The organism is Streptomyces sp. NPDC045695 (assembly GCF_056432025.1).
Genome location: NZ_JBWKJU010000035.1, coordinates 22,850 through 42,834, shown reverse-complemented (window position 1 = coordinate 42,834; position 19,985 = coordinate 22,850). Strand labels below are relative to the sequence as shown.

General features: G+C 69.0%; 19 protein-coding genes and 4 pseudogenes. 12 read left to right on the top strand and 11 right to left on the bottom strand.

The window, feature by feature from the left end:
* The first annotated feature begins 310 nt into the window (after positions 1-310).
* The gene (locus AC07DU_RS33105) at positions 311-904 is read left to right on the top strand and encodes an NUDIX domain-containing protein (RefSeq protein WP_479115576.1); all 594 of its coding nucleotides are present in this window, start codon (positions 311-313) and stop codon (positions 902-904) included.
* 49 nt (positions 905-953) lie between these two features.
* Positions 954-1,700 (top strand): annotated as a pseudogene (locus AC07DU_RS33100) (PIG-L deacetylase family protein); the annotation flags it as partial.
* A gap of 787 nt (positions 1,701-2,487) precedes the next feature.
* Here the strand turns inward: AC07DU_RS33100 and AC07DU_RS33095 are convergent.
* Together AC07DU_RS33095 and AC07DU_RS33090 are read right to left on the bottom strand one after the other, a co-directional pair.
* On the bottom strand, positions 2,488-2,610 hold the full coding sequence (locus tag AC07DU_RS33095; RefSeq protein ID WP_479115580.1) for a hypothetical protein: 123 nt from the start codon (positions 2,608-2,610) through the stop codon (positions 2,488-2,490).
* 62 nt (positions 2,611-2,672) lie between these two features.
* Positions 2,673-2,864: pseudogene (locus tag AC07DU_RS33090) on the bottom strand (hypothetical protein); the annotation flags it as partial.
* 108 nt (positions 2,865-2,972) lie between these two features.
* Here AC07DU_RS33090 and AC07DU_RS33085 point away from each other — a divergent pair.
* The 5 genes from AC07DU_RS33085 to AC07DU_RS33065 all read left to right on the top strand — a co-directional run bounded on the left by AC07DU_RS33085 (position 2,973) and on the right by AC07DU_RS33065 (position 7,096).
* The gene (locus AC07DU_RS33085; protein ID WP_479115574.1) at positions 2,973-3,299 is read left to right on the top strand and encodes a hypothetical protein; all 327 of its coding nucleotides are present in this window, start codon (positions 2,973-2,975) and stop codon (positions 3,297-3,299) included.
* Between the two features lie 23 nt (positions 3,300-3,322).
* Entirely contained in the window at positions 3,323-4,429 is a 1,107-nt protein-coding gene (locus AC07DU_RS33080) for a glutamate--cysteine ligase (RefSeq protein ID WP_479038703.1), read from the top strand.
* A 529-nt stretch (positions 4,430-4,958) separates the two neighbouring features.
* The gene (locus AC07DU_RS33075) at positions 4,959-5,303 is read left to right on the top strand and encodes a hypothetical protein (protein WP_479115572.1); all 345 of its coding nucleotides are present in this window, start codon (positions 4,959-4,961) and stop codon (positions 5,301-5,303) included.
* Entirely contained in the window at positions 5,300-5,551 is a 252-nt protein-coding gene (locus AC07DU_RS33070) for a hypothetical protein (RefSeq protein WP_479115570.1), read from the top strand. Before AC07DU_RS33075 ends, AC07DU_RS33070 begins: the two co-directional genes overlap by 4 nt.
* A 255-nt stretch (positions 5,552-5,806) precedes the next feature.
* Complete coding sequence (locus AC07DU_RS33065) at positions 5,807-7,096, top strand: hypothetical protein (RefSeq protein ID WP_479115568.1); 1,290 nt, start codon at positions 5,807-5,809, stop codon at positions 7,094-7,096.
* A gap of 245 nt (positions 7,097-7,341) precedes the next feature.
* On the opposite strand, the gene AC07DU_RS33060 is transcribed toward AC07DU_RS33065, so the two are convergent.
* Together AC07DU_RS33060 and AC07DU_RS33055 are read right to left on the bottom strand one after the other, a co-directional pair.
* Complete coding sequence (locus tag AC07DU_RS33060; protein ID WP_479115566.1) at positions 7,342-7,791, bottom strand: hypothetical protein; 450 nt, start codon at positions 7,789-7,791, stop codon at positions 7,342-7,344.
* Positions 7,792-7,928: 137 nt separating this feature from the next.
* Positions 7,929-8,696, bottom strand: a complete 768-nt coding sequence (locus AC07DU_RS33055; RefSeq protein WP_479038688.1) for a DeoR/GlpR family DNA-binding transcription regulator — start codon at positions 8,694-8,696, stop codon at positions 7,929-7,931.
* Positions 8,697-8,867: 171 nt separating this feature from the next.
* On the opposite strand from AC07DU_RS33055, the gene AC07DU_RS33050 reads away from it, so the two are divergent.
* Together AC07DU_RS33050 and AC07DU_RS33045 are read left to right on the top strand one after the other, a co-directional pair.
* Positions 8,868-10,094: an MFS transporter gene (locus AC07DU_RS33050; RefSeq protein ID WP_479115564.1), complete on the top strand. Its 1,227-nt coding sequence runs from the start codon at positions 8,868-8,870 to the stop codon at positions 10,092-10,094.
* A gap of 70 nt (positions 10,095-10,164) precedes the next feature.
* The gene (locus tag AC07DU_RS33045) at positions 10,165-10,767 is read left to right on the top strand and encodes an HAD family hydrolase (protein ID WP_479115562.1); all 603 of its coding nucleotides are present in this window, start codon (positions 10,165-10,167) and stop codon (positions 10,765-10,767) included.
* A 127-nt stretch (positions 10,768-10,894) separates the two neighbouring features.
* Here the strand turns inward: AC07DU_RS33045 and AC07DU_RS33040 are convergent.
* A pseudogene (locus AC07DU_RS33040) lies at positions 10,895-11,144 on the bottom strand (hypothetical protein); the annotation flags it as partial.
* 257 nt (positions 11,145-11,401) lie between these two features.
* On the opposite strand from AC07DU_RS33040, the gene AC07DU_RS33035 reads away from it, so the two are divergent.
* The 3 genes from AC07DU_RS33035 to AC07DU_RS33025 all read left to right on the top strand — a co-directional run bounded on the left by AC07DU_RS33035 (position 11,402) and on the right by AC07DU_RS33025 (position 13,813).
* The gene (locus tag AC07DU_RS33035; RefSeq protein WP_479115560.1) at positions 11,402-11,905 is read left to right on the top strand and encodes a hypothetical protein; all 504 of its coding nucleotides are present in this window, start codon (positions 11,402-11,404) and stop codon (positions 11,903-11,905) included.
* 565 nt (positions 11,906-12,470) lie between these two features.
* Positions 12,471-13,103, top strand: coding sequence for a hypothetical protein (locus AC07DU_RS33030; RefSeq protein ID WP_479115558.1), 633 nt, complete (start codon positions 12,471-12,473; stop codon positions 13,101-13,103).
* Entirely contained in the window at positions 13,100-13,813 is a 714-nt protein-coding gene (locus AC07DU_RS33025; RefSeq protein WP_479115556.1) for a DUF3060 domain-containing protein, read from the top strand. The genes AC07DU_RS33030 and AC07DU_RS33025 overlap by 4 nt, the downstream gene beginning before the upstream one ends.
* A gap of 697 nt (positions 13,814-14,510) precedes the next feature.
* On the opposite strand, the pseudogene AC07DU_RS33020 reads toward AC07DU_RS33025, so the two are convergent.
* The 6 genes and pseudogenes from AC07DU_RS33020 to AC07DU_RS32995 all read right to left on the bottom strand — a co-directional run.
* Positions 14,511-14,715 (bottom strand): annotated as a pseudogene (locus AC07DU_RS33020) (transposase); the annotation flags it as partial.
* Between the two features lie 617 nt (positions 14,716-15,332).
* A complete protein-coding gene (locus AC07DU_RS33015) occupies positions 15,333-15,971 on the bottom strand; it encodes a hypothetical protein (RefSeq protein ID WP_479115554.1) in 639 nt (212 codons plus the stop codon).
* 495 nt (positions 15,972-16,466) lie between these two features.
* Complete coding sequence (locus AC07DU_RS33010) at positions 16,467-17,024, bottom strand: 2'-5' RNA ligase family protein (protein WP_479115552.1); 558 nt, start codon at positions 17,022-17,024, stop codon at positions 16,467-16,469.
* A gap of 266 nt (positions 17,025-17,290) precedes the next feature.
* The gene (locus AC07DU_RS33005; protein WP_360896818.1) at positions 17,291-17,722 is read right to left on the bottom strand and encodes a GNAT family N-acetyltransferase; all 432 of its coding nucleotides are present in this window, start codon (positions 17,720-17,722) and stop codon (positions 17,291-17,293) included.
* A 204-nt stretch (positions 17,723-17,926) separates the two neighbouring features.
* Positions 17,927-18,790, bottom strand: a complete 864-nt coding sequence (locus AC07DU_RS33000; protein ID WP_479115550.1) for a PhzF family phenazine biosynthesis protein — start codon at positions 18,788-18,790, stop codon at positions 17,927-17,929.
* A 260-nt stretch (positions 18,791-19,050) separates the two neighbouring features.
* Entirely contained in the window at positions 19,051-19,956 is a 906-nt protein-coding gene (locus tag AC07DU_RS32995; RefSeq protein WP_468629592.1) for a LysR substrate-binding domain-containing protein, read from the bottom strand.
* Positions 19,957-19,985: the final 29 nt, after the last annotated feature.

Here is a 19,985-nt window from a genome sequence, read left to right as displayed (position 1 = left end):
CAAGGTCTGGAACAACGAAGCCCGGCCGTTCAAGTGGACCAAGACCGCCGACCAGATCATCGACCGGATCTGCCGCTACTGCGACAGGATCTCCGAACCAGGTCACTAGGCCGTCTCTTCCGGAGCCCGCATGAGCGTTGGGGCTTCGGGACCCGCAAGACCACCCTCACCACCTTGGGAGCGCCATGCCCTCGTACACGTTCCATGCCAATCCGCCACGCATCCACCGTGCTTCGCCGGGCTGGCGGGTCGCCCGCCGAGCAGCCTTGGCCCTCCAGCCGGTGGAGCAGTCCCAGACGAAGGAGTCGGCATGATCGACGGCTGGACCACGGTCTCATCGACCGTCCAATACACGGGAGTCCGGGTGGTGGTGCGCCGGGACTCCGTCCGGCGCACCGACCAGAGCATCGGGACGTACGAGTACACCGACTCCGCCGACGGCGTTCGCGTCGTGGCCCTTGACGACCGCAATCGGATCGCCCTGGTGGAGGAGAACGTCTACGTCTGCGGACAACGGCTACTGATGTGCCCCGGCGGCGGATGCCAGCCCGGCGAAGATCCCCTGTCGGCCGCACGCCGAGAACTCGCTGAGGAAGCCGGGATCCGCGCCTGCGAGGTCGAGCTGCTGACGATGATGTGGCGGATGCCTGCCGGCGCGCGTACCCGCGAGCACCTGTACCTCGCCCGAGGCCTGAGCATCGGCGAGCACCACCGGGATCCGAGCGAGGCCGACATGGAGCTGCGCTGGGTCACCTTGGACGAAGCGGTGGCGATGTGCGGTGACGGCCGGATCACCGAGGCCGGCACCCTCGCGGCGATCTTGCTGACCGCGCAGCGCACCACCGCCCGGTCCGCTGCCCCGCCCGCCGCAGCCACCGACAAGGGCTCGGTACCACGCGCCTGACCGCCAACCACCCGTCCCCGCACACCGACTCCTCTGTCTGGAGACACCCGTGACACAACCAAAGCCCTCCCTCCTCGCAGTCTTCGCACACCCCGACGACGAAGCGCTCCTCGCTGGCGGCGTCCTCGCACAGCACGCCGCCGCGGGCGCGGCGACCGCCGTGGTCACCGCCACCTGGGCCGCCGACACGCACCGGGCCGCCGAACTCGCCGATGCCCTCGCGATCCTGGGGGCCGGGAAACCCCGGATGCTCGGCTACGCCGACGCCCGCGTTCCCGAGTCCGCGCCAGGCCGGCCCCGCCTGTGCGACGCACCCCTCGATGAGGTGGTCGGGCTGCTCGTAGGCCACATCCGTGAGCTGCGGCCGGACATCGTGATCACCCACGACCAGTACGGCCAGCTGACCGGCCACCCCGACCACCTGCACACCCACCGCGTCACCCAGCTCGCCGTTCACGCCGCCGGTCTCCCCCACCTCTACCCCGAGGCAGGCGAACCCTGGACGCCAGGCGCCCTGTACCTGGCGACGCACCCGCAGTCGGGCGTCGGCGACCTCGGCCCGCTTCTCGCGCGCGTCGGCAAGACGGTCCGGAGCATCCCCGACCACCAGGTCACCGCGAGCGTCGACGTGGGGCCCGTGGCGGCGACGAAGTGGGAGGCCATCCGCGCACACCGGAGCCAAGTCGAGGGCCGGCGCGCGCTGCCCGCTCTTCTGTCGGGCGTGCTGGACGACGTCCGGCACCGGATCCTGGCCACCGAGTGGTACATCCGCCTGGACACCAGTCCCCTGGCCGGCCCCGTGCAGGGCTCCCTCACACCGCAACCGCCGTACCCGGCCGTGTGGGACACGATCGGCATGCTCGGCGAACTGTTCACCGGCCTGGACACCGAGCGCGGGATGACTCCGGAGCAGCAGTGGACGCTACAGGTCCTCAAGCTCACCGAAGAGGTCGGCGAATCCGCGCAGGCCGTGGTCGGCGCCTGGGGGACGAACCCGCGAAAGGCGCAGGGTTCCTGGCTGCATGTCCAGGAGGAAGTCGCGGACACCGCGATCACCAGCATGGTCACGCTGTACCGGATGCTCGGCGCCCAGGCACCCGGGTTCCTCGCCGACGTACTCGCCCAGAAGTCCGCACGGTTCACGGAGCTGCGATGCGGAGATTCATGAGGCCAGAGCGACGGTGGGGTGGATCAGTTCTGGACGCGGATCCACCGCAGCTCCGCCCGCGCCGCAGCCCCGGGGCGGGCGGGCCTGAACCCTTCCTACGGTCATGCACGGTGCATGGCCGGTTCCGTACCTGCTGCCGTGGACTTGCGCCACCTGGCCGACGAACTGGAGCTGGTCACCGCGCAGCCGCTCAGCAAAGGTTCACCCGCCGCCGCGGCCCCGTGAAACCGACCACCGCCGACGGGGAGACCGTGGTGTCAGCGGTCACGGGATGCCCCACCTTCGACCGTGTCCGCGTCACGGGATTCCCCCCTCGTGGTCAGATTCCCCAAGGGGACGGCGATCGCGGCCCGGTGCGCCATACAGGTCGTGGCGGCAGGTGCGGATCACCCCGGTTGGTGCGCGGGCGGTGTGCTCACGCGTGCTGTGGCGTGGCGTGCAGTCCTTCGAGGAGTGTGGCCAAGTAGCGGTGTGCGGTGTCGAACCGGTCGGCGGGTGTGCCGCCGTGGACGTCAACGGCGTAGGCGATGCCGCACATGAGCGGGAGAGGTCAGCGGCGGCCAGGTCACGCCGGACCGCTCCGGCGTCGCGAGCACGGCGGAGGAGTGCGGTGCCGACCGACCGAAGCGTCTCTTTGAGTTCCGTGGTGCGCGGCAGGGTGTCGGTGGCTGCGGCGGCGACCGGGGCCAGGGACGCGTCGGTGACCTGTGCTTCGCGGTTCCCGCCTCCTGGTGGCGTGGGAACCGGGCCTGACCGGCTGGCGATGGGTCTTGGAACGGCGGACGCAGCCACCGGATGTCATCCCTCATATGGGCACAGTCAGGGCATGTCTCTCGGCGTCCTCGCCGGAGGCCGATATCAAGATCAAGCCCCCAGCGTCTGTCTGCGAAACGGACCTGCATGTTCTCGACCACGCTGCGAGTCGCGACCCGTACTGGTCTCACCGCCCGGCTCTTCGGTGACTCCCGGCTGCCTTCCGACTACACCGCGTTCGGCGACATCACCCATGGCATCGACCTGCTGGAGAAGGTCGGGAAGACCGGCGACGACGGCTACAGCCCCGCGGGTGGCGGGAAGCCCAAGAGGAAGGTCGAGATCGAAGACGCCACCATCGCGGACCGGCAGACACCGCACCGGGGGTGGAGGCCGGGTTGGCAGCGGGCCGGCGGCCCGCCGGGCCGGCGGTGGCATGGTCGCCGGAAGACAGGGCAGGCGACGACCATCTGAAAGCGCAATCCCCGGGTGGCGGTATGAGAAGTGTGGGTGTGGAAGAGGAACTGCTGTTGGTGGACGAGCGCAGCGGTGAACCGCTGGCCGTCTCGGGAGCGGTTCTGGCGGCGGCGGACCGCCTGGCCTGGCAGCGCCCGGGCGGGGAGGACCACGCGTTCGAGAAGGAACTACACAAGGAACAGCTGGAGTTCGCCACCAAACCGGTGACCCACATGGGCGAGCTGCACGACGAGATCGTCCGCATCCGCGGGGAGGCCGCGCACCACGCGGCGAGTGCGGGCGCCGTGGTGGCGGCCGTCGCGACCTCGCCGCTGCCGGTACGGCCCTCACTGAGCGCGGGGTCGCGCTACCGGTGGCTGGGAGAGCAGTTCGGCCTGACGGCGCAGGAGCAGCTGACATGCGGCTGCCACGTGCACGTCTCGGTCGAATCGGACGAAGAAGGCGTGGCGGTCCTGGACCGCATCCGACCGTGGCTGGCCGTCCTGACCGCCATCAGCGCGAACTCACCCTTTTGGCAGGGTGAGGACAGCGGATACGGCAGCTACCGCAGCCGGGTGTGGAACCGCTGGCCGTCCGCCGGCCCGGTCGACGTCTTCGGGTCCGCGGACCGGTACCACGAGCAGGTCCAGGCGATGATCGACACCGGGGTGCTCCGGGACGTGGGCATGATCTACTTCGATGCCCGGCTGTCGGCCAACTACCCGACGGTGGAGGTCAGGGTGGCCGACGTCTGCCTGGACGCCTCCACCCCGGTCCTGCTCGCCGCTCTCACACGCGGCCTGGTCGAGACGGCGGCGCGCGCGTGGCGCGACGGCGAGCCCCCTGCCAGGATCGGCACGAGCCTGCTGCGCCTGGCCAACTGGCGGGCGGGCCGTTCGGGCCTGGACGGCCCGCTGCTGCATCCCGAGACCATGCGGGAGACGTCGGCCGTGCACGCCGTCGAGGCCCTGTACCAGCACGTGCGAGAGGCCCTCGTGGACCACGGCGACGACGAGCGGGTCCGGGAGGCCATCGCCCACCTGCACGAACGGGGCAACGGCGCCCGCGTCCAGCGCCGGCTGCACGACAGCGGGGAGACGCTCGCGGCGGTCGCCACCCGGTGCGCGGAGTTGACGATCAAACCCTGAGACGCGGCTCGGGTCGGAGGCGGCTCGGGTCCCGAGGCGGCTCGGGTCCCGAGGCACGAGGCGGACCCCGACGAGGCACGCGGACCCCGACAGGCGACGCGGCCCCCGAGACGCGACGCGGACCACCGGTCGGCCGGGTTCGGAAGACCGGCCGACCGGGGGGCCGCACCGGCGGTGAGGCCGGGCGAGTACGTGGCGCACGCCGTCAGGGGCTCGCGGATTGCTAATAGCGCGCCGGAGTGGGCGACACCGTTGGTGCGGCCGATGGAGGGTCGGATCAGGGGATGGGGCACAGGGCCTCCTGGCGGCCGGAGAAGTGGACACGCCGAAGGCCGCCCCGGCGTGCTGGGCGAGGACCCGTTCGGTGATCCCCGCCGCCCCTCCGAGGCCCGGATCGAGCTGGTCACCTACCCCGAAGCCGTCGTGCCCAGCAGCCTGTTGGCCTCGGCATACTGGCGAGACCATCCCCATCTGAAGGGACGATAATCTCGCTCCCCGCTTGTCAGTGTCGATCGTCATCATGGGGGACATGACCAACCCGAACCTGACCACGGGCAGTATCTGGCGGCTCCACCAGGGTGACCAGGAGATTGCCCGGCTGGCCGTGACCGGCACCGACATGCCCTGGACACATGCCGAAGTCGAGACACTTCCTGGTTTTGAAGAGTTCCGTGCCCTCTTCAGTGACCAAGAGCGGGCAGTCGACAAGGAGGACTGGGAGCGGGCCGACGCCTGCTACACGCAGATCCGCAGTGCGCTCACCCTGACGTTTCCCGACGGCAGCCCGGTCGCCGAGTTCATGCTGCACATCCACGACGACGGCACCGCCGGCTGGCGCTGGCACGACGAACCCTTCGACACGGTGAACCCGTGACGGTCTGGGTTCGCTGCTTCTGGGACGAGGAAGCGGTCCGGTTCTCCTTCGAGCTGGACCCCCATGGCTATGTCATCGGTCTGACCGCCGAACCACCCGTCTCCGAGTGGGAAGGGTACGACCCGCAGGCGTTGTCGGCCGATGAGTTCGAGATCGTTTGGTCGACCGGCCGCGGTGAGCTTCCTGCTCAGGCGGCATCACCATCGCCGTGCTCCATGAGACGGGACGGTTTGTGCCCTGCCCTCTGAGTACGGACGAGTTTGACCGGAAGGCTCGGCTGGAAAGCGCCCTGCGCCGAGGAGCGTGACGGGCAGACTGGCCGGGGAATGCACGGGTGAGCGAGCGGGGGGCTTGGGGATGGGCATACGGGGGCGCGTGGCGGTGGTTCGGTGACGGCGTATCACATCAAGTATCTGCCGCCCGGGACTCTGCCGACCGGGACTCTGCGGAGAGAGGGTGTCGGCACCTGGTCCGTGACGGGGGACGGTGTCGTTTCCCGGTCTGTGTCCGGACGCGGCGTCGCCACCTGGGCTGTGGCCGACGCCGAGCGGTGGCGGAAGGCGGCGGTCCCGGCCGTTCTCGCCCCGGCCGTCGGCGGCTGGGTCCTGGCCGCTCTGGTGGCGGTGGCGTACGTCCTGCTGTTCGGGCTCTCGTCCGCGTCCGCGGCCTGGCACACCTGGCCCGCGGAGGGGACGGACTGGCTGAGGTATCCGGGTCTGATCCCGCTGACCGCCCTGCCGTTCTGGTACCGGTACGTTCCGATCGCGACCATACCGGCGGCTGTGTTCGTCGCTGTGGAGGCGGTTCTGACTCTGGCCCGGCCCGGTCACGTGGACCATCCGGCGAGGGCCGGATGGCTGGTCATCCTCGCCGCTGGCGCCGTCGCGCTCGCCGGAGGCTGTCTGCGGCTGCGGGCCCGACGTCGACAGCGGGCCCTGGCCCTCGCGGCTGCGGGAAGGCGCCGCTTCCCGCTGCCCGAAGGCACCCCTGAATCGGACGGCCACCGCGGACACCAGCACGTCTACCTCGGGCTGGCGCTGTGCCTGGTCGCCGCAGCCATCCTCGCCGACGGCCTGTTCGGGGAACCGACCGCGTCCGGCGTTGCCTACGACGCCGTCGGGCAGCAGGGCGTCGCTCTGGTGCTCCTGGTGGCCGGTACGACCTTCTACGGCCGGGGCCAGCTCGCCTACCGGGCGGCCTTGCGGTTGCACGAGGAGCCCCAGCCGGCCCTGATCGTGGGCGTGCGCGTCGAGGCGAACGGGCGTCACTGGGTGTGCGCGGACGCCCGCACCCGCTCGGCAGCCCCCCTAGTTGCCTACCTTCCCGGCAAGAACGACACCCGAGCCAGGACACGGCTCCTGGGCAGCGGCTCGGTGTACGGAGTGGGCAACGGGCACCACGACATCGATCCGCAGCACGAGCCCTTCGAAGCGGTCCTGTACGGCACCCTCGCGGAGGGCGACGAAGTCGCCCTCGAATACGCCTGTGCCGAATACCACCACCGGGAGATGGGGCGGGTGTACGCGACCGTCACCACTACCCCGCTCCGCCCGGACCGCCGCCACGGACTGGGCCCGTGGGAACCGGCGGACGGCCCTGCCCGACAGCGCGAGCGGCTCCGCGAGGCCCGGGAGGGAGCGGAGCGCTACCGGGAGGACCAGCGCAGGGCGGATGAGCGCCGCAGGCACCCACAGCGCGGCTCGTCGACCCGAAGGCGCGGGAGCGGGTCCGGCAACCGGCACAACGGGGGCGGCTGCGGTTCCAGTTGCGCATCGAGCTGCGGGGGCGACTGAGCTCCCGTCCCAGGGCAGCCCCCTCGCGGACGAACCCGCCGGTCCGCAACGCGGCGAGCCGCCGACTGCATCAGCTGCCGCACGGGCACGCGGCTGATGCCGCCGATCCGGTCCGTGCGACGCCCGGGCCCAGGCCACCGCCGCAGTGGTGAAGGAACGCGCTCTACGAAACGATCGTGCCCCTGTCGCAGCCGAAGCCGAGCGGTCCGCTCGGGCCGTCGAACCGCCCGAGGACGCAGGCGCTCTTATCCGTCGGGGCCGCCGCCTCCGCCACGCGAGCCCCGCGACCACCGCCCGCGCAGGATCCGAACGGGCCTCCGAACGCCGACACTCCGGCATCGCGCAGCTCGGCCGACGCCTGCCCTTGCTTTCCCGGCAAGCGGTACCTGCACTGGCGGCTCGAAGGCTTTCTCGCGGGGCTTGTTGAGGGTTTCGCCGACGGCCCAGAGGAGTTCGATCATCCCTGCGCCGAATGCGACCAGGTCGGGGCTGCGTACGAGCAGCGCCCCCTCCGGCACATCCTGGAGCGGGAGGACGAGCAGGGCGCGGTCGAAGACGAGGCTGCGGATCAGGCCGCCGGAGACGGCCCGGGCCTCGGCTCCCAGATCCGCCGCCTCCGCCTCGTATCGCACGGTCGCCGGGTCGAAGCGGGCCCAGTGCTGGTAGAGCGTACGGACGCGGACGCCGCGGGCCACGGTGGGATTGGCAGCCGCGAAGCGGTCGGTTCCGACCTGCTGAACGAGGCCCGCCGCGACGGGAGGACCCAGGCATGGAAGGACGCGGGACGTGACACGAAGACGCCGACCGGCCCGATCCGTCACGGCCGCGCGGCTCAGCCGTCCGCCGGGTGGACCACCTCGACCCCCCGGTCACGCAGCGCCTCGACCGCAGGGGAGTCGGCGGGGGCGTCCGTGACGACGAGGGCGATCTCCTCCATCGAGCAGATGCGGCCCAGCGCGGTACGGCCGATCTTGTCCGCGGTGGCCACCAGGATCACCCGCTGTGCCGCGGCCACCGCCGCACGCTTCACGTGGACGTCGTCGAGGTTGTAGGCGGTGGCTCCCTGGATCGGGTCGACGCCGCAGCAGCCCAGGACGAACGTGTCGAAGCACAGGTCCTTGAAGGCGTGCACGGGGGCCTCGCCGTAGAACGACAGCTCCTCGGGCCTCACCTGCCCTCCGGGCATCACCAGGTGGATGCCGGATTGCGCGGAGAGGGCGAAGGCGGCGTGCAGGGAGAGGGGGGTGACCGTGAACTGGCGGCCGGCCATGGCCTTGGCGACGGCCACCGCGGTGGTGCCGGTGTCCAGAGCAACGGTCTCACCGTCGGTGAGCAGATCCACCACGGCGCGGGCCAGCCGCTCCTTGGCCTGCGCCCCCGACATGGCCCGTACGGCGTAAGGCGGCTCGACGCCACCGGGCAGGCTGCTGACGGCCCCGCCGCGCACCCGACGCAGGGCCCCGCGGGACTCCAGTACCTCAAGGTCGCGCCGGATGGTCATCTCCGACGTCCCGGTGGCCTGAGCCAGCTCGGCCACGGTCGCGCGGTTCTGCTGCATGAGCAGCCCCACAACGAACTTGTGCCTCTCCATCACGTTCATGTGTCTGCTTTTAGCACAGACCGGGGACACGTGAGCGCCGCGATGTTTATTTCGCTCAGTGAATCTGTTGAAACGAACATTCTTAATGAGTAGCGTGAACGAGGCGGTGTGAACTTCATGCTGCTGTGAACGAGTGAGACGTTCATTCGACTGCGAACGATGAGGAGTGCGATGTCCGCCACCAGTGAGGCCGACCTGCCGGAGGTGCGAAGGCCCCTCCTCACCACCGTCGCGATCATCGCCTCGTGCCTGGCGTTCGTGGTGATCGGCGCCCTACAGGCGCTCTACGGCCCGGCGATCCCGGCCTTGCGGGAGGAGTACGGCCTCAGCCCCGCCGTCGCCGGGCTCAGCCTCAGCGCCCACTTCGTCGGGGCCCTGGCGGGGGTCCTGGTCTACCACCTGCTGCGGGGCCGACTGAACAACCGGGTGCTCCTCGGCGGCTCGTACGTGCTGATGGCCGCCGGTGCAGCCGTCTTCGCCTTCTCGCCCGACTGGGCCCTGGCCCTCGCCGGCACGTTCGTCATCGGCCTCGGCTTCGGCGGCATCGACTACGGCCTCAACCAGCTCTTCGCCGTCGGCTTCGGCCGGCGCAGCACCGCCATGCTCAACCTGCTGAACGGCCACTTCGGCGTCGGCGCCATCGCCGGCCCGGCCCTCATCGGCTGGCTCGGCGCGGACCACTACCCGGAGATCTTCCTCGGCATCGGCGTCATCAGCCTGCTGATCCTCCTGACCCTGGGCGGCGTGGCCGCCCGTGAGCCGCACCCGACCTCCGCCGAGGGCACCTCGGCGGGCGGCGCCCGGGTGCTCCTGATCATCGCGGTGTTCATCGGCATCTACGTCCTGCACGTCGCCATCGAGACCGGCGTCGGCGGCTGGGAGCCCACCCACCTCGAAGCCGTCGGGTACGGCGCCGCCACCGCCGCCACCGCGACCTCCGCCTACTGGGCGGCCATGACCATCGGCCGGTTCGTGGTCGCCCCCCTCAGCCTGCGCTGGTCGGCGCCCTCGATCCTGACGGTCTGCAGCGCGGGCATGGCCGGCTTCCTGCTCCTGGCGACGGTGCCGGCCCTCGCCCCGTACGCCTACTTCGGCGTCGGCCTGATGATCGCGCCGATCTTCCCGACGTGCCTGCCCTGGCTGAACCGCGCCGTTCCCGGCGTGGCCGCGGCCGGCGCCTACGTCATCGCCGCCTCGATGATCGGCGGCGTGGCCTTCCCGCCACTGCTGGGCGGTGTCATCGACACGATGGACGTGAAGACGGTGCCGCTGGTGATGTTCGCGCTCGCCGTGCTCTGCGGCGTCTTCAGCCTGTGGCTGCGGCGCAACGCCCCCGACCCCGACGGGGTGGACCGCCCCAGCGAGAGCGGCCGCACCGACGCCGTCCCCGCCTTGTGACCGCGAACCGCCGCATCCCCTTGCCTGTGAGAAGACGAGGAACACGAGGAAACATGAGGAAGTCGCACGCATGAAAGCCGTTCTCTTCGACCTGTTCGGCGTCATCGCCCGGGTCCAGTCGGCCGAGTCGCAGGGCGTCCTGGAGCGCACGGCCGGCGGTGACCCGGACCGGTTCTGGGAGGCGTACTGGTCACAGCGCCCGCCCTACGACCGCGGCGAACTGGCCGGTCCCGCCTACTGGCAGAAGGTCTGCGCGCAGTCGGGCCGCCCGCTCGACGCCCGCCTCACCGAGGACCTGATCGCAGCCGACCTCGCCAGCTGGAGCGAGATCGACCCGCGGATGGTGGAGCTGCTCGGCCTGCTCGACGACCGGGGGCTCGTGCTCGGGCTGCTCTCCAACATCCCCGAGGAACTGGCCGCGCTGTTCGAAGCCACCCAGCCCTGGATGGAGGGGTTCGCGGTCCGCGGCCTCTCCTGCCGCATCGGCAGCGCCAAACCCGAGGCCGCCGCCTACCAGTGGTGCCTCGGCGCCCTCGGGCTGCCCCCCGAGGACGTCCTGTTCGTCGACGATCGGGCCGACAATGTGTGGGCGGCCCGCGAACTCGGCATGCAGGGGCACGTGTTCACCTCGCCGGAGGGGCTACGCGCCGTACTGGAGGCCCCGTCGCCGTGACGGCGACAACGCACCTCTACGCCCTGTGCGCCACCGTGGACGGCTGCTTCCCGCCACCGCGCCGGGCCACCGGGGCCGGCCGGGGCCTGGTGGGTGCGCTGCTGGTCGAAGGCGCACGGGGTCCTCCCACCCGCTCCATCGCCCGCACCTCGCGGTCCTCGGCGACTTCGTCGGCGGCATACGCAGTCGCCGCTCCAGCTCCGAGACCCGCTTGTTCTCCGGCACCACCAGCAAGCTCAGCCAGCGCCGGCGCGAGCGCAGCATCGGCCCGGCGCGCGGCGGGCCACTGCCTCGTACAGACGCCACTCGGCCCCCGTGCGGGCCTCCGACACCTGCCGGGCCAGCACCGAGACGGCGGGCAGCAGCACCCTACGTCTGTCGTTGGATCCATTTCACGACGCGCATACCCCCGCCTCCAGCCGTTCCAAGCAAATTAGTTGTATCTGGTTGATACCGTCCGGCTTGCCGCAGCGCTGCCTATCAAGTCGATCGCCTTCCTGAGGTCGGTCAGTTCCCCCGTCTGCAGGCGAGGGAGGTCGCCCCCTACGCGCGAGTCTTCAAGCAAGTTGTTACGTAAAGAGTTTGAGTATTTGATGGGGGTCGGCTCTATTCTTCCATCCAGGAGGCGTCCCCCTTGCATGCCCGTGTAGGCCCCGCTGCGGGCACAGCGGTTCTGTGCCACGCGTGGTTCTTCTTCGGTTTCCTCTATGAGGAGATCGTCGATGTCCCTAACATGATGCTGGGCGCACATGCTGTGGAAGCCCAGTCTTTGTGGGACCCGTACCATTCGGTCACCAACCCGGTCTTCTACTATGCGATCGTGGCTGTCCCGGCCCTGGGCTCGCTGGCCTTTCTCTGGCTGAAGCGGGCCGGGCTGTCGCCCGCGAACCAGACTCGCCTGCGACTCGCCACCTGCGGTCATCTCGCCATGGCCGCGCTCACCCTCGTCGCCGTCACGCAAATCAACAGTACGCTGTATTTCGGGCCTCCGATCAACGACCCGGCGCGCGTCGACACACTTGCCTGGGCCTGGTTCGGGGTCAACGCTCTGCGCATCGGGGCCACAGCCTTCGCCACGGTCAAACTCATCGAGCTTTACCAGGACATCCTCAGTACGTCCGCACGTGATCCCGCATGACCTGCCTCTCGACCGCCCACCATCGACGTATCACGGCAGCCGCATCAACGGGATACACCTGCCCGCAGGCCAGGGCCGAAGCTGACTCTCTTGTGGCAGAGTGCATTGATCCGGCGCGGGCTCAGGCGTGGCGGACCCACTCGTCACGGTCGGTGGCGTCGCCGGGGTGACGACCGCAGTCGTGCCCACCTCCGTGGCATCCGTGGAACTCTTCGAAGCTGTGGATCAACGTGAGTAACGTGGCGGCCGTGACGGGCCGCTCACGGAAATCGTCAGCGTCTGAACCTGACTTGAGGCTAACGTTCGATTCTCTCGACGATGAATGATCGGAAACTTGCACTAGAAAAAGTGCTGGCCGATCGGCACAGTAGCTCCGAGTCGATCAATCACTTCTTGCGGAGTCTGATTGCGCCCCGGTCCGCAACGCGAGCGATCGCGTGACACCAACCCTGTCCGCGTGCAATGCCGTTGACCTGCCAGACGGCAGTACGGACCGCACCACAGTACCCATGGAAAGTGAGAGCCGGCGTGAGTGAGCAGTCTCTCCTGAGGCCAATACGTTGACATGCACGTCCAGGAAGCCGCAGCCCGCGCGGACCGCAATCTCTACCTGGCGGACCGCTACGTGCGCGAGGCGAACGAGGCCGTCGACCCTCATCGGCATCACTTGCTTGAGGAGGCTCGATTGTTGACTGGGTGGTCCGAGTATGAACTGGCTGTATCGGACGACCAGAAGCAGAGCAGGTTGTGGTTCGGCGCGATCGCGGCTTCGGCACTGATCGCAGGCGCCGTAATCCTCATGCTCGGTCGCCGACGCCCAGTGGTGCCAAGCAAAACCTCGGCGATATTGATCGGTGCGGCGCTACTGGTCGTCGGCGGTCTTGTCGGCGCCCTGGCCATGCAGGTCCACACACGGGCCAACGAGACCGAGAAGTACGGGAACATAAATCGCGCGTTGGCGGATCGCAGGTTGCGCGAGGCGGATCAGGCTGCGAACGTGCAACGCAAATGGGAGCTTCGGGACGAAGCGTGGATTGCGGAATCCTGGGTGCGCAACAAATCGGTTGTGCTCGAGGTCCAGCGGCCGACCAGGTTGTGGTTGGGCCTTGCCTCAGCTTCAGCACTGACCGCAGGAGCAGTGGTTCTCTTCATCGGCCGCAGGCGCCCGGCGGTGCCGGGCGAAACATCGCCAGGGTGACCTTGCACGGACATGCTGCCGATGAGTACCGGGGGGAGCGTGACGCTGTCCCCGGGCTGCGTGTCGAACCAGCGGTCCCAGCCCTCGGCGTCGGCGCGCTCGGCATTCCGGGCCCGCACAGTTACCACCACAAGGAACACATCGCCATGCATGTCTCGAAACTGCTGCCCACTGCTGTCATGACCCTTGCACTCTCGGTCGTGACCGGTTGCGCCGCCGACGTCACGACGCCGGCCAAGGAGGCGTCGTCGTCGTTGCAGACCACCGGAGCCCCCAGCACAGGTGCCGCCGCCGACAGCAGTGCCGGCGGGGCTTCCGGTTCGCCTTCGTCCAGCACAGCCAAGCCGCTTCAGCTCACCGGCACTAACAATGTGCAGTCCGCCGACTGCAGGGGACGCGACACGACCATCGACGCTGACTCCAGCAGTTTCTTCATCGAAGGGGATTGCGGGACCGTCACCGTCAGCGGCAGCAATAACTCGATCTACGTGGAGTCCGCCGACATCCTGACGGTCCGCGGGAACGTCAATGGGGTGGCAGTGAAGACCGTCAGTACCCTCAGAGTCGAAGGCCTCAACAACACGGTGGCCTGGGTACAGGCCTCCAACGGAGACCACCCCGAGGTGACGGCAGGGGGTGCCACCAACAGAGTCACCCGCGTCAGTGAGCAGCAGTACAACGACGCACTCACGGAAGACCAGGAGCTGTAGTAGCAGGGAGAAACCGAACACATCGACTTGCGGCCGTCCATGAAGGTGAGGTGTGCGGCGCCGGGGACGGTGAGCGGCGTACACCGAGTCCTCGGTGATCCAGGACAGTCCTATCGTCGCCACGGCTGACTCCTGGCGTGCGTGCCGGTCCGCTCCGCATCGACCACGGCCACGCCCGGATGCCGTCCGGGCCCCGAGCCTGTACCCAGAACCCTCACGACCCGGAGCCGGATCACAGCGGTCGCACGCCGATACCGCCCGAGCGCGAAGCCCAGGTGCAGCCTCTGGTCGCCGCCGGCCGCACCTCCTCCGCACCGTCCCGCGTCTCCAGGACCAGGAACATCTGTGGCGGTTATTCTCCGCCGTACTGGGCGCTGCGCGGAGTCCGGGCGCGGCGGCGGGTGCGAGGACTGCGGGCGCGGTCGGCCCCCGGGCCGGGACATAACCGTCGAAGCTGTGGTGGGCGGTGTTCATGTAGACAGCGGCGGTGTACGCGAGTGCGGGGGCGATGTGGGTGTCGATACAGGTGCTGGTGTTCTTCTGATTCGGCCCCCTTTGAGGCGAGGGCCGGCGGTGAGTCAGTGCGGGCACCCGCAGGGTGCTGATGCGCCCGCACGATGGTGGAGTCGACTGAGACATCCCAGTCGATCTCACCAGCCCGCATCCGCCGCGGCCTGGACCTGCTGCAGCAGACGCTCCCACGTCCCGTCAGCCGACCACAGCCGGTGCCGTTCGTAGACGGTCTTCCACGGCCCGAACCGTTCGGGCAGGTCACGCCAGTGAACACCGGTCCGGACCCGGTGCAGAATCCCGTTGATCACCTGCCCCTACGCCTGTTGCTGACCGGCAGGAACGGCCGCAGCCGTTCCCACGCGGCAATCACTCAGATCACCCCGCCCCATGACCACATCAACGACCTGGGCGGGAAGCCGTCACATGTCGGCCGGACAACTCCTAGCCGGACACGTGGTGGCCGGGCGGCGGTCTGGGCCGCCACGCGGGTGTTGCGGCGGGGGTCGAGCGGGCATGACGACGGCCCGCCCCCGGGGAATGCGGGGCGGGCCGGACGGGGACAGCGGTAGGGGTGGGCGTGTGCGATGGGCGCGATGCGGGCGCCGTGCAGTTGGCGCGCGCGAGGTAGTCGCCGTCGTCTCGATTCCTGACAGCAGGTCTCGCGTAGGCACCGCCTACCGGGGGAGCTTCGCGGTGCGTTCAGGGTGAGCCGCGGTGAGGTACCGCATGGCGGTCTGCGAGGAGATGCCGAACAGGCGCATCAGGTGGAGCGGGGCGTCGACCTCGAACGGAGCCGCGCGGCACCCATGCGCGGGGCGGGTCCTTGGGCGCAGACGCTGGCCGGGCGGCTGGCGCCAGGGCACAGAGGCGGAGCACGGACGTGGGACACAGGGGACGGCCCCGGCACCGCGAATGCGGTACCGGGGCAGCGGGGTGGCACGACCCCGAGGATGACCCGCCGGGCGCCCGCGGGAGCGGGGACCGGGCCGGGCGGCGAGTGCGAGGGTCAGACGGGGTCTGCGATCGGGTCGGTGTAGGGCCAGTGCATGTCGCAGGCGCCCTCGCACGACAGGACGTGGATCCGCTCGCCGTCGGGCAGGAGACTGCCCTTCCCACCGTCGGCGGTCGGGATGCCCTCCCACCAGCGGCGGGCGAGGTCGTCAGCCTCTTCCTGAGAGGGGGCGCGGACCAGGAACCGATAGGCGTTGCCTTCGGTGGTCTCCATCCAGAACCGGTAGACGCGGCGGTGCCGGGGCACGTTGTGGTCTCCCCCGGCGGTGAACGCGACCTTGACGACGTGTCGGCACCAGGTGCTGTGCGGGGCGGTGAGGTCGTCGCGGGTGCTGCGCCGGTGCATGAGCCGTAGATCGTCCAAGTCATCGACCGAGACGGTCTGGCTATGGGTGCGCAGCTCGGGAGGGAAGGCGCGCACCACGCCGGCGCGGTCCTCTTTCAACTCGGGGATGAGGCGGACGGTACGTGTGGTGGGGTCGTAGGCGCTGACGCTGTAGCGGGTGGTGAGGCCGGTGGAGGGTTCGGTGGTGGCGGCGCTGCCGATGCAGTCGAGCGGCCCGGTGTCGGGTGAGGTGATGGGCTGGTCGGCCCAGGTGCAGCCGGGGTACGTGTCGGGCGGCGGTGTGCTCACGTGACGGGTTGCCTTTCGTGCGGGTGGTGGCCGCGCTGGTGCCGGGCGGTGGGTGAACGGTCGCGGCCGGATGGGTTAGCCCAGCAACACGGACGGGCGGCCCAGGCGGCTTACGGCGCCGCACGGGTGGCTGCGGTCTGAGGCCGGAGGGGGCGGCCTGGTCGGCTGAGTGCGAACAGGGTCGCAAGTGTGCTGACGTTGGCTCGGCGATGTGGTGGGGTGCACCGAGGGGTGCACCGCAGGCGGTGTGCGGCAGGAGCAAGCCTTGGCAGGGAGCAGGTGCTGTGTCGCCCCCGCCCAGCGGCGGGGGCGACGGAGCGTGCTCATTGAGGCAGGACGGCCTCAACTCGCTCGGCTCCGCCGGCAGGTCTTCGAGGATGCCCTGGCGGCCTGGACAGTCCCGGTTGCACCGGTCCGGGTTAGACCTGGCGGTGGTCGCAGCCGCCACCAGTACCCCGCCCTGCCCGGAGTCGATATGGCCGCCGGGCGACGACCTCATCGACATGATTCACCTCGGCCGCGCAGGGGAAAGGCCGCCTGTTCATGCCAGGACTCACCGTCGCAAGCGAAAAGCCGAACCGCCGAAACGCGGGCGATGACCGGCAGACGGCCGGTGAGGGCGGCCTCGGCCTCGTCGAATGCTCTCCGCTCCTGACCATGGGCCACCGTCAGGTGCGGGACGACTTCGGCGAACCGGCCCCCATAGGGCGGGACCTCCGGCCATCGTTCGCAGACGGCTTGAGTAAGAGCCCGCAGCGGACCCCCCGGCGTGGGCACCAGGAAGAGCACGTCGGGGAACCGCCCGAAGTCCTCGAACCGAACGTCGAAGGCGCAGTGGGCACCAACGAGCCATTCGAGCGTGCCGAGCACGTCGGCATCAATGCGGCCATGGTCCAGAAATGGATAGAGCACCGTCACGTGCGCCGGAAGCCTGGCTCCGGCCGAGGAGTCGAACCGCTGGCGCCATCCGCCCACGAGCGGCTCGGCTTCGGGCACCGTGACCAGCAGCACCGTTTCGCCTGCCTGATACAGGCCTGACTGATCTTCCGGCATGTCTCTCCCTTATCCCGGCCCGTCTCAAAGGACCGCATTCCGAAGAGCGTCGCAGCATGGTGGGACGAGTCGCGCAGCGTGTTCCGGACCGTCGAGCCGCAACTACGGCGAGGCGCTAGGTGGATTGGCCGCAAGGCTGTTGACGCGGCAGATGGGCGGCTTCCCCCCGCGCACCGCATTGCGGCGACCCGTACCGCCTGCGTCGGTCCGGTCTCGCGTTCCCCGTATCGCGGCTGGAGGCCCGTTTCGCCGAGGCGCTTGGGGGTTCACTGCTCCCCTAGAGTCATCCACTTCTCCGGTTTCTCCAGTGATGCGAAGCCCACCTTGGCGTATACCGCGTGCGCGTCCGCCGTGGCCAGCAGAATTCGACGCAGGCCGTAAGGAGAAAGATGGTTCCGGACCGCAGTGGCCAGAGCGGTTCCCAGGCCCTTTCCACGTGCGTCGCGTGCGATGTAGACGTCACACAGCCAGGCGAAGGTGGCCGAGTCCGTGACAACACGGGCATAACCGACCTGGGCGCCTGAGACGCTGTCGTAGACGCCGAAGTTGAGGGAACAGGCGATCGCCGTGTCCTGCTTTTCCCTGGATCGACCAACGGCCCAGTAGGAGTCCTGTGACAGCCACTGGTGGATCAGCGCAGGATCGAGGCGGGCGGGGTCTGTGGATATCTCATATCCCGTGGGAAGTTCAGCGTTCATGAGTGTATTGATCCAGTCTGTGCAACCGACCAACCGGCGCGGAATTCGGCATCCGAGTCCGGCCCCTGTTGTCCTGCCTGAACACACTTTCCTATGTGCTGGTGGAGGCAGAGCGCTTTGTCGAATCTCACCCGCTCCCCCGGATTGGTTCACCCGACAGGGACCAGACGACGGCCGTCGGACCCGAAGTATTCCAGCAACCCCTCATGCCGGCAGCTCCTCCAGACGTCCGTTCGCGACGAACGAGACTTCGCCGCCGACCTGTACCGAGCGGACGTCCCCACTTGGGCCCTGCGCGCTGATCGTCATCTGGCTGGGACGGCCAGTGAACCGGCCCTGCCTGAGGACCACCTTTTCCCCGTCGCGGATGCGGCCGTGGCGGCGAAGATAGGCGGCGGCACATCCCGCTCCGCTTCCGGTCGCCACGTCCTCGAGGATGCCGTCGTTGTTCCAGTGCCGTGACTCCAAGGTGTCGGCATCGAGGAGATAGGCGAACTGTGCGCCGAGACTGGAAAGCGGCGTGTCGAGATCGAAAGCGATCTGGGCCCGTTCAAGTGCGCCGCTGCGTACCGGCAGCACCAGGTAGCGCAGACCGGTGGAGACCACCTCGGGCGGGAGATCCGCATCCAGGTCTTCTTCATTCAGCGAAAACCAAGACGCCAGGTCCTTGCGGTCCGGCCGGCCGAGGAAAGAGGGTGCGCCCTGATCCAGCACGCTCGCGTACCGCCCAGGACCACGCCGTTGTGTGGTGATCTCCACCGTGCGGGATTTCAATTTCATCTTCCACGTCTCGCTGTCACCGCTGCCGTGCAGCGCGTGCAGGACACAGGCGGCCCCGATGACAGGGTGGCCGGCGAAGTCGAGTTCCTCGACGAGGTCGAAGACGCGGGCCCGCCAAGCTCCGTCTCCCGCGTCCTCACCTGTCAGGAAGATCGATTCGAAGTGGCGCATTTCCCGCGTGATGGCCGCCATCTGGCCGCTGCTGAGCTGGGCGGCATCGGGGAAGACGGTGAGGCTGTTGCCGCTGAAGGGCCGAGAGCTGAACACATCGACGTGGAAGTAGTGCATGGGACTGACGCTAATGATTCGCTCCTTCAGATGGAACCCAACGAACGGGGGGCCGTATAACGTGCGGTTACCTTCAGCGATCTGGAGACGTCGTTGCTGCGGATGCTCGTCAGCTGCGCCCGCCTCGGCAGCATCAGTCGGGCCGCAGCCGCGCTCGGGTACAGCCAGCCGGAAAGCCGCCGACCGGGCCGGCCTCGGCTTGCGGCTCCCCTGCCCGCCTGCGTGGAGCCCGGCACCGCCGGCCCCCGCGGCTCATGGGGTCACAGCACCAGCTGCTCAGCAGCCTGGAGCAGTGCCTGCCGGGCGGCTTTGATGGTGGGGTGCTGGCCGCCTCCGCGACGCACGGCTGTGAGCAGTCTGCGCCTGTGATGAGCCCGTGGCAGTGGGTGGAGGGGGACGGTCGGGGGACGGCCGTGCCATGCCAAACCCGGAAGCAGTGCGGCCGCATGCCCCTGTTCGGCGAGCCGCAGATGCAGGAAGTGATCGGTGGACTCGTAGCGGATGTCGGGTTCGAAGCCTGCTTCGCGGCACAGTCCCATCGACCAGCGGCGAGCGATGGTTCCCTCGGGCTCCATGATCCACGGCTGTTCTGCCAGGCTGAGGAGCGCCTCCATGGGGTCGGCCACGGCTCCGATGGCCGGATGAGCCAGATGCAGGGTGTCCTCACACAACTCCTCCTGCTCCACCTCCGCGGGCCGAGGACCGGGAATACCGGGGTACTCCACATCGATGATCAGGTCGAAGTCACGCGCCAGCAGAGCAGAAATGGCACTCTCCCGCTCCATCTGAGTGAGATGGACCCGCAGCAGCGGATGAGCGGCATGCAGCAGGTTCAGCGCGGTGGGGACCAACGCAAGCGCCGCACTCTGAAAGGAAGCGATGCGGAGTGTTCCGGTCAAATCGGTCAAGGATGTCGCGATGTCGGTCTCTGCGCGTTCCAGCCGCTCCAGGACAGCCTCGGTGTGGGCAACGAGGATCTCCGCCTGTTGGGTGAGGCGTACCCGCCGACCGACGTGTTCCAGTAGCCGGACGCCGACCTCGGATTCCAGTAGCGACAACTGCTGAGAAATGGTCGATGGACTGTAGGACAAGGCAGCGGCAACGGCGGCCAGCGTGCCGCGGTGCTTGAGCTCCCTGAGAAGTCTGAGCCGGTGAAGATCGAACATGACAGCGCCTGAAACAGCTGGCTTTCTCG

Excerpts from the sequence above, each read along its gene's own strand:
- AC07DU_RS33105 (WP_479115576.1), top strand. The coding sequence starts at position 311 with ATGATCGACGGCTGGACCACGGTCTCATCGACCGTCCAATACACGGGA.
- AC07DU_RS33095 (WP_479115580.1), bottom strand. The coding sequence starts at position 2,610 with ATGTGCGGCATCGCCTACGCCGTTGACGTCCACGGCGGCACACCCGCC.
- AC07DU_RS33085 (WP_479115574.1), top strand. The coding sequence starts at position 2,973 with ATGTTCTCGACCACGCTGCGAGTCGCGACCCGTACTGGTCTCACCGCC.
- AC07DU_RS33080 (WP_479038703.1), top strand. The coding sequence starts at position 3,323 with ATGAGAAGTGTGGGTGTGGAAGAGGAACTGCTGTTGGTGGACGAGCGC.
- AC07DU_RS33075 (WP_479115572.1), top strand. The coding sequence starts at position 4,959 with ATGACCAACCCGAACCTGACCACGGGCAGTATCTGGCGGCTCCACCAG.
- AC07DU_RS33055 (WP_479038688.1), bottom strand. The coding sequence starts at position 8,696 with ATGAACGTGATGGAGAGGCACAAGTTCGTTGTGGGGCTGCTCATGCAG.
- AC07DU_RS33050 (WP_479115564.1), top strand. The coding sequence starts at position 8,868 with ATGTCCGCCACCAGTGAGGCCGACCTGCCGGAGGTGCGAAGGCCCCTC.
- AC07DU_RS33045 (WP_479115562.1), top strand. The coding sequence starts at position 10,165 with ATGAAAGCCGTTCTCTTCGACCTGTTCGGCGTCATCGCCCGGGTCCAG.
- AC07DU_RS33030 (WP_479115558.1), top strand. The coding sequence starts at position 12,471 with ATGCACGTCCAGGAAGCCGCAGCCCGCGCGGACCGCAATCTCTACCTG.
- AC07DU_RS33010 (WP_479115552.1), bottom strand. The coding sequence starts at position 17,024 with ATGCCGGAAGATCAGTCAGGCCTGTATCAGGCAGGCGAAACGGTGCTG.
- AC07DU_RS33005 (WP_360896818.1), bottom strand. The coding sequence starts at position 17,722 with ATGAACGCTGAACTTCCCACGGGATATGAGATATCCACAGACCCCGCC.
- AC07DU_RS33000 (WP_479115550.1), bottom strand. The coding sequence starts at position 18,790 with ATGCACTACTTCCACGTCGATGTGTTCAGCTCTCGGCCCTTCAGCGGC.
- AC07DU_RS32995 (WP_468629592.1), bottom strand. The coding sequence starts at position 19,956 with ATGTTCGATCTTCACCGGCTCAGACTTCTCAGGGAGCTCAAGCACCGC.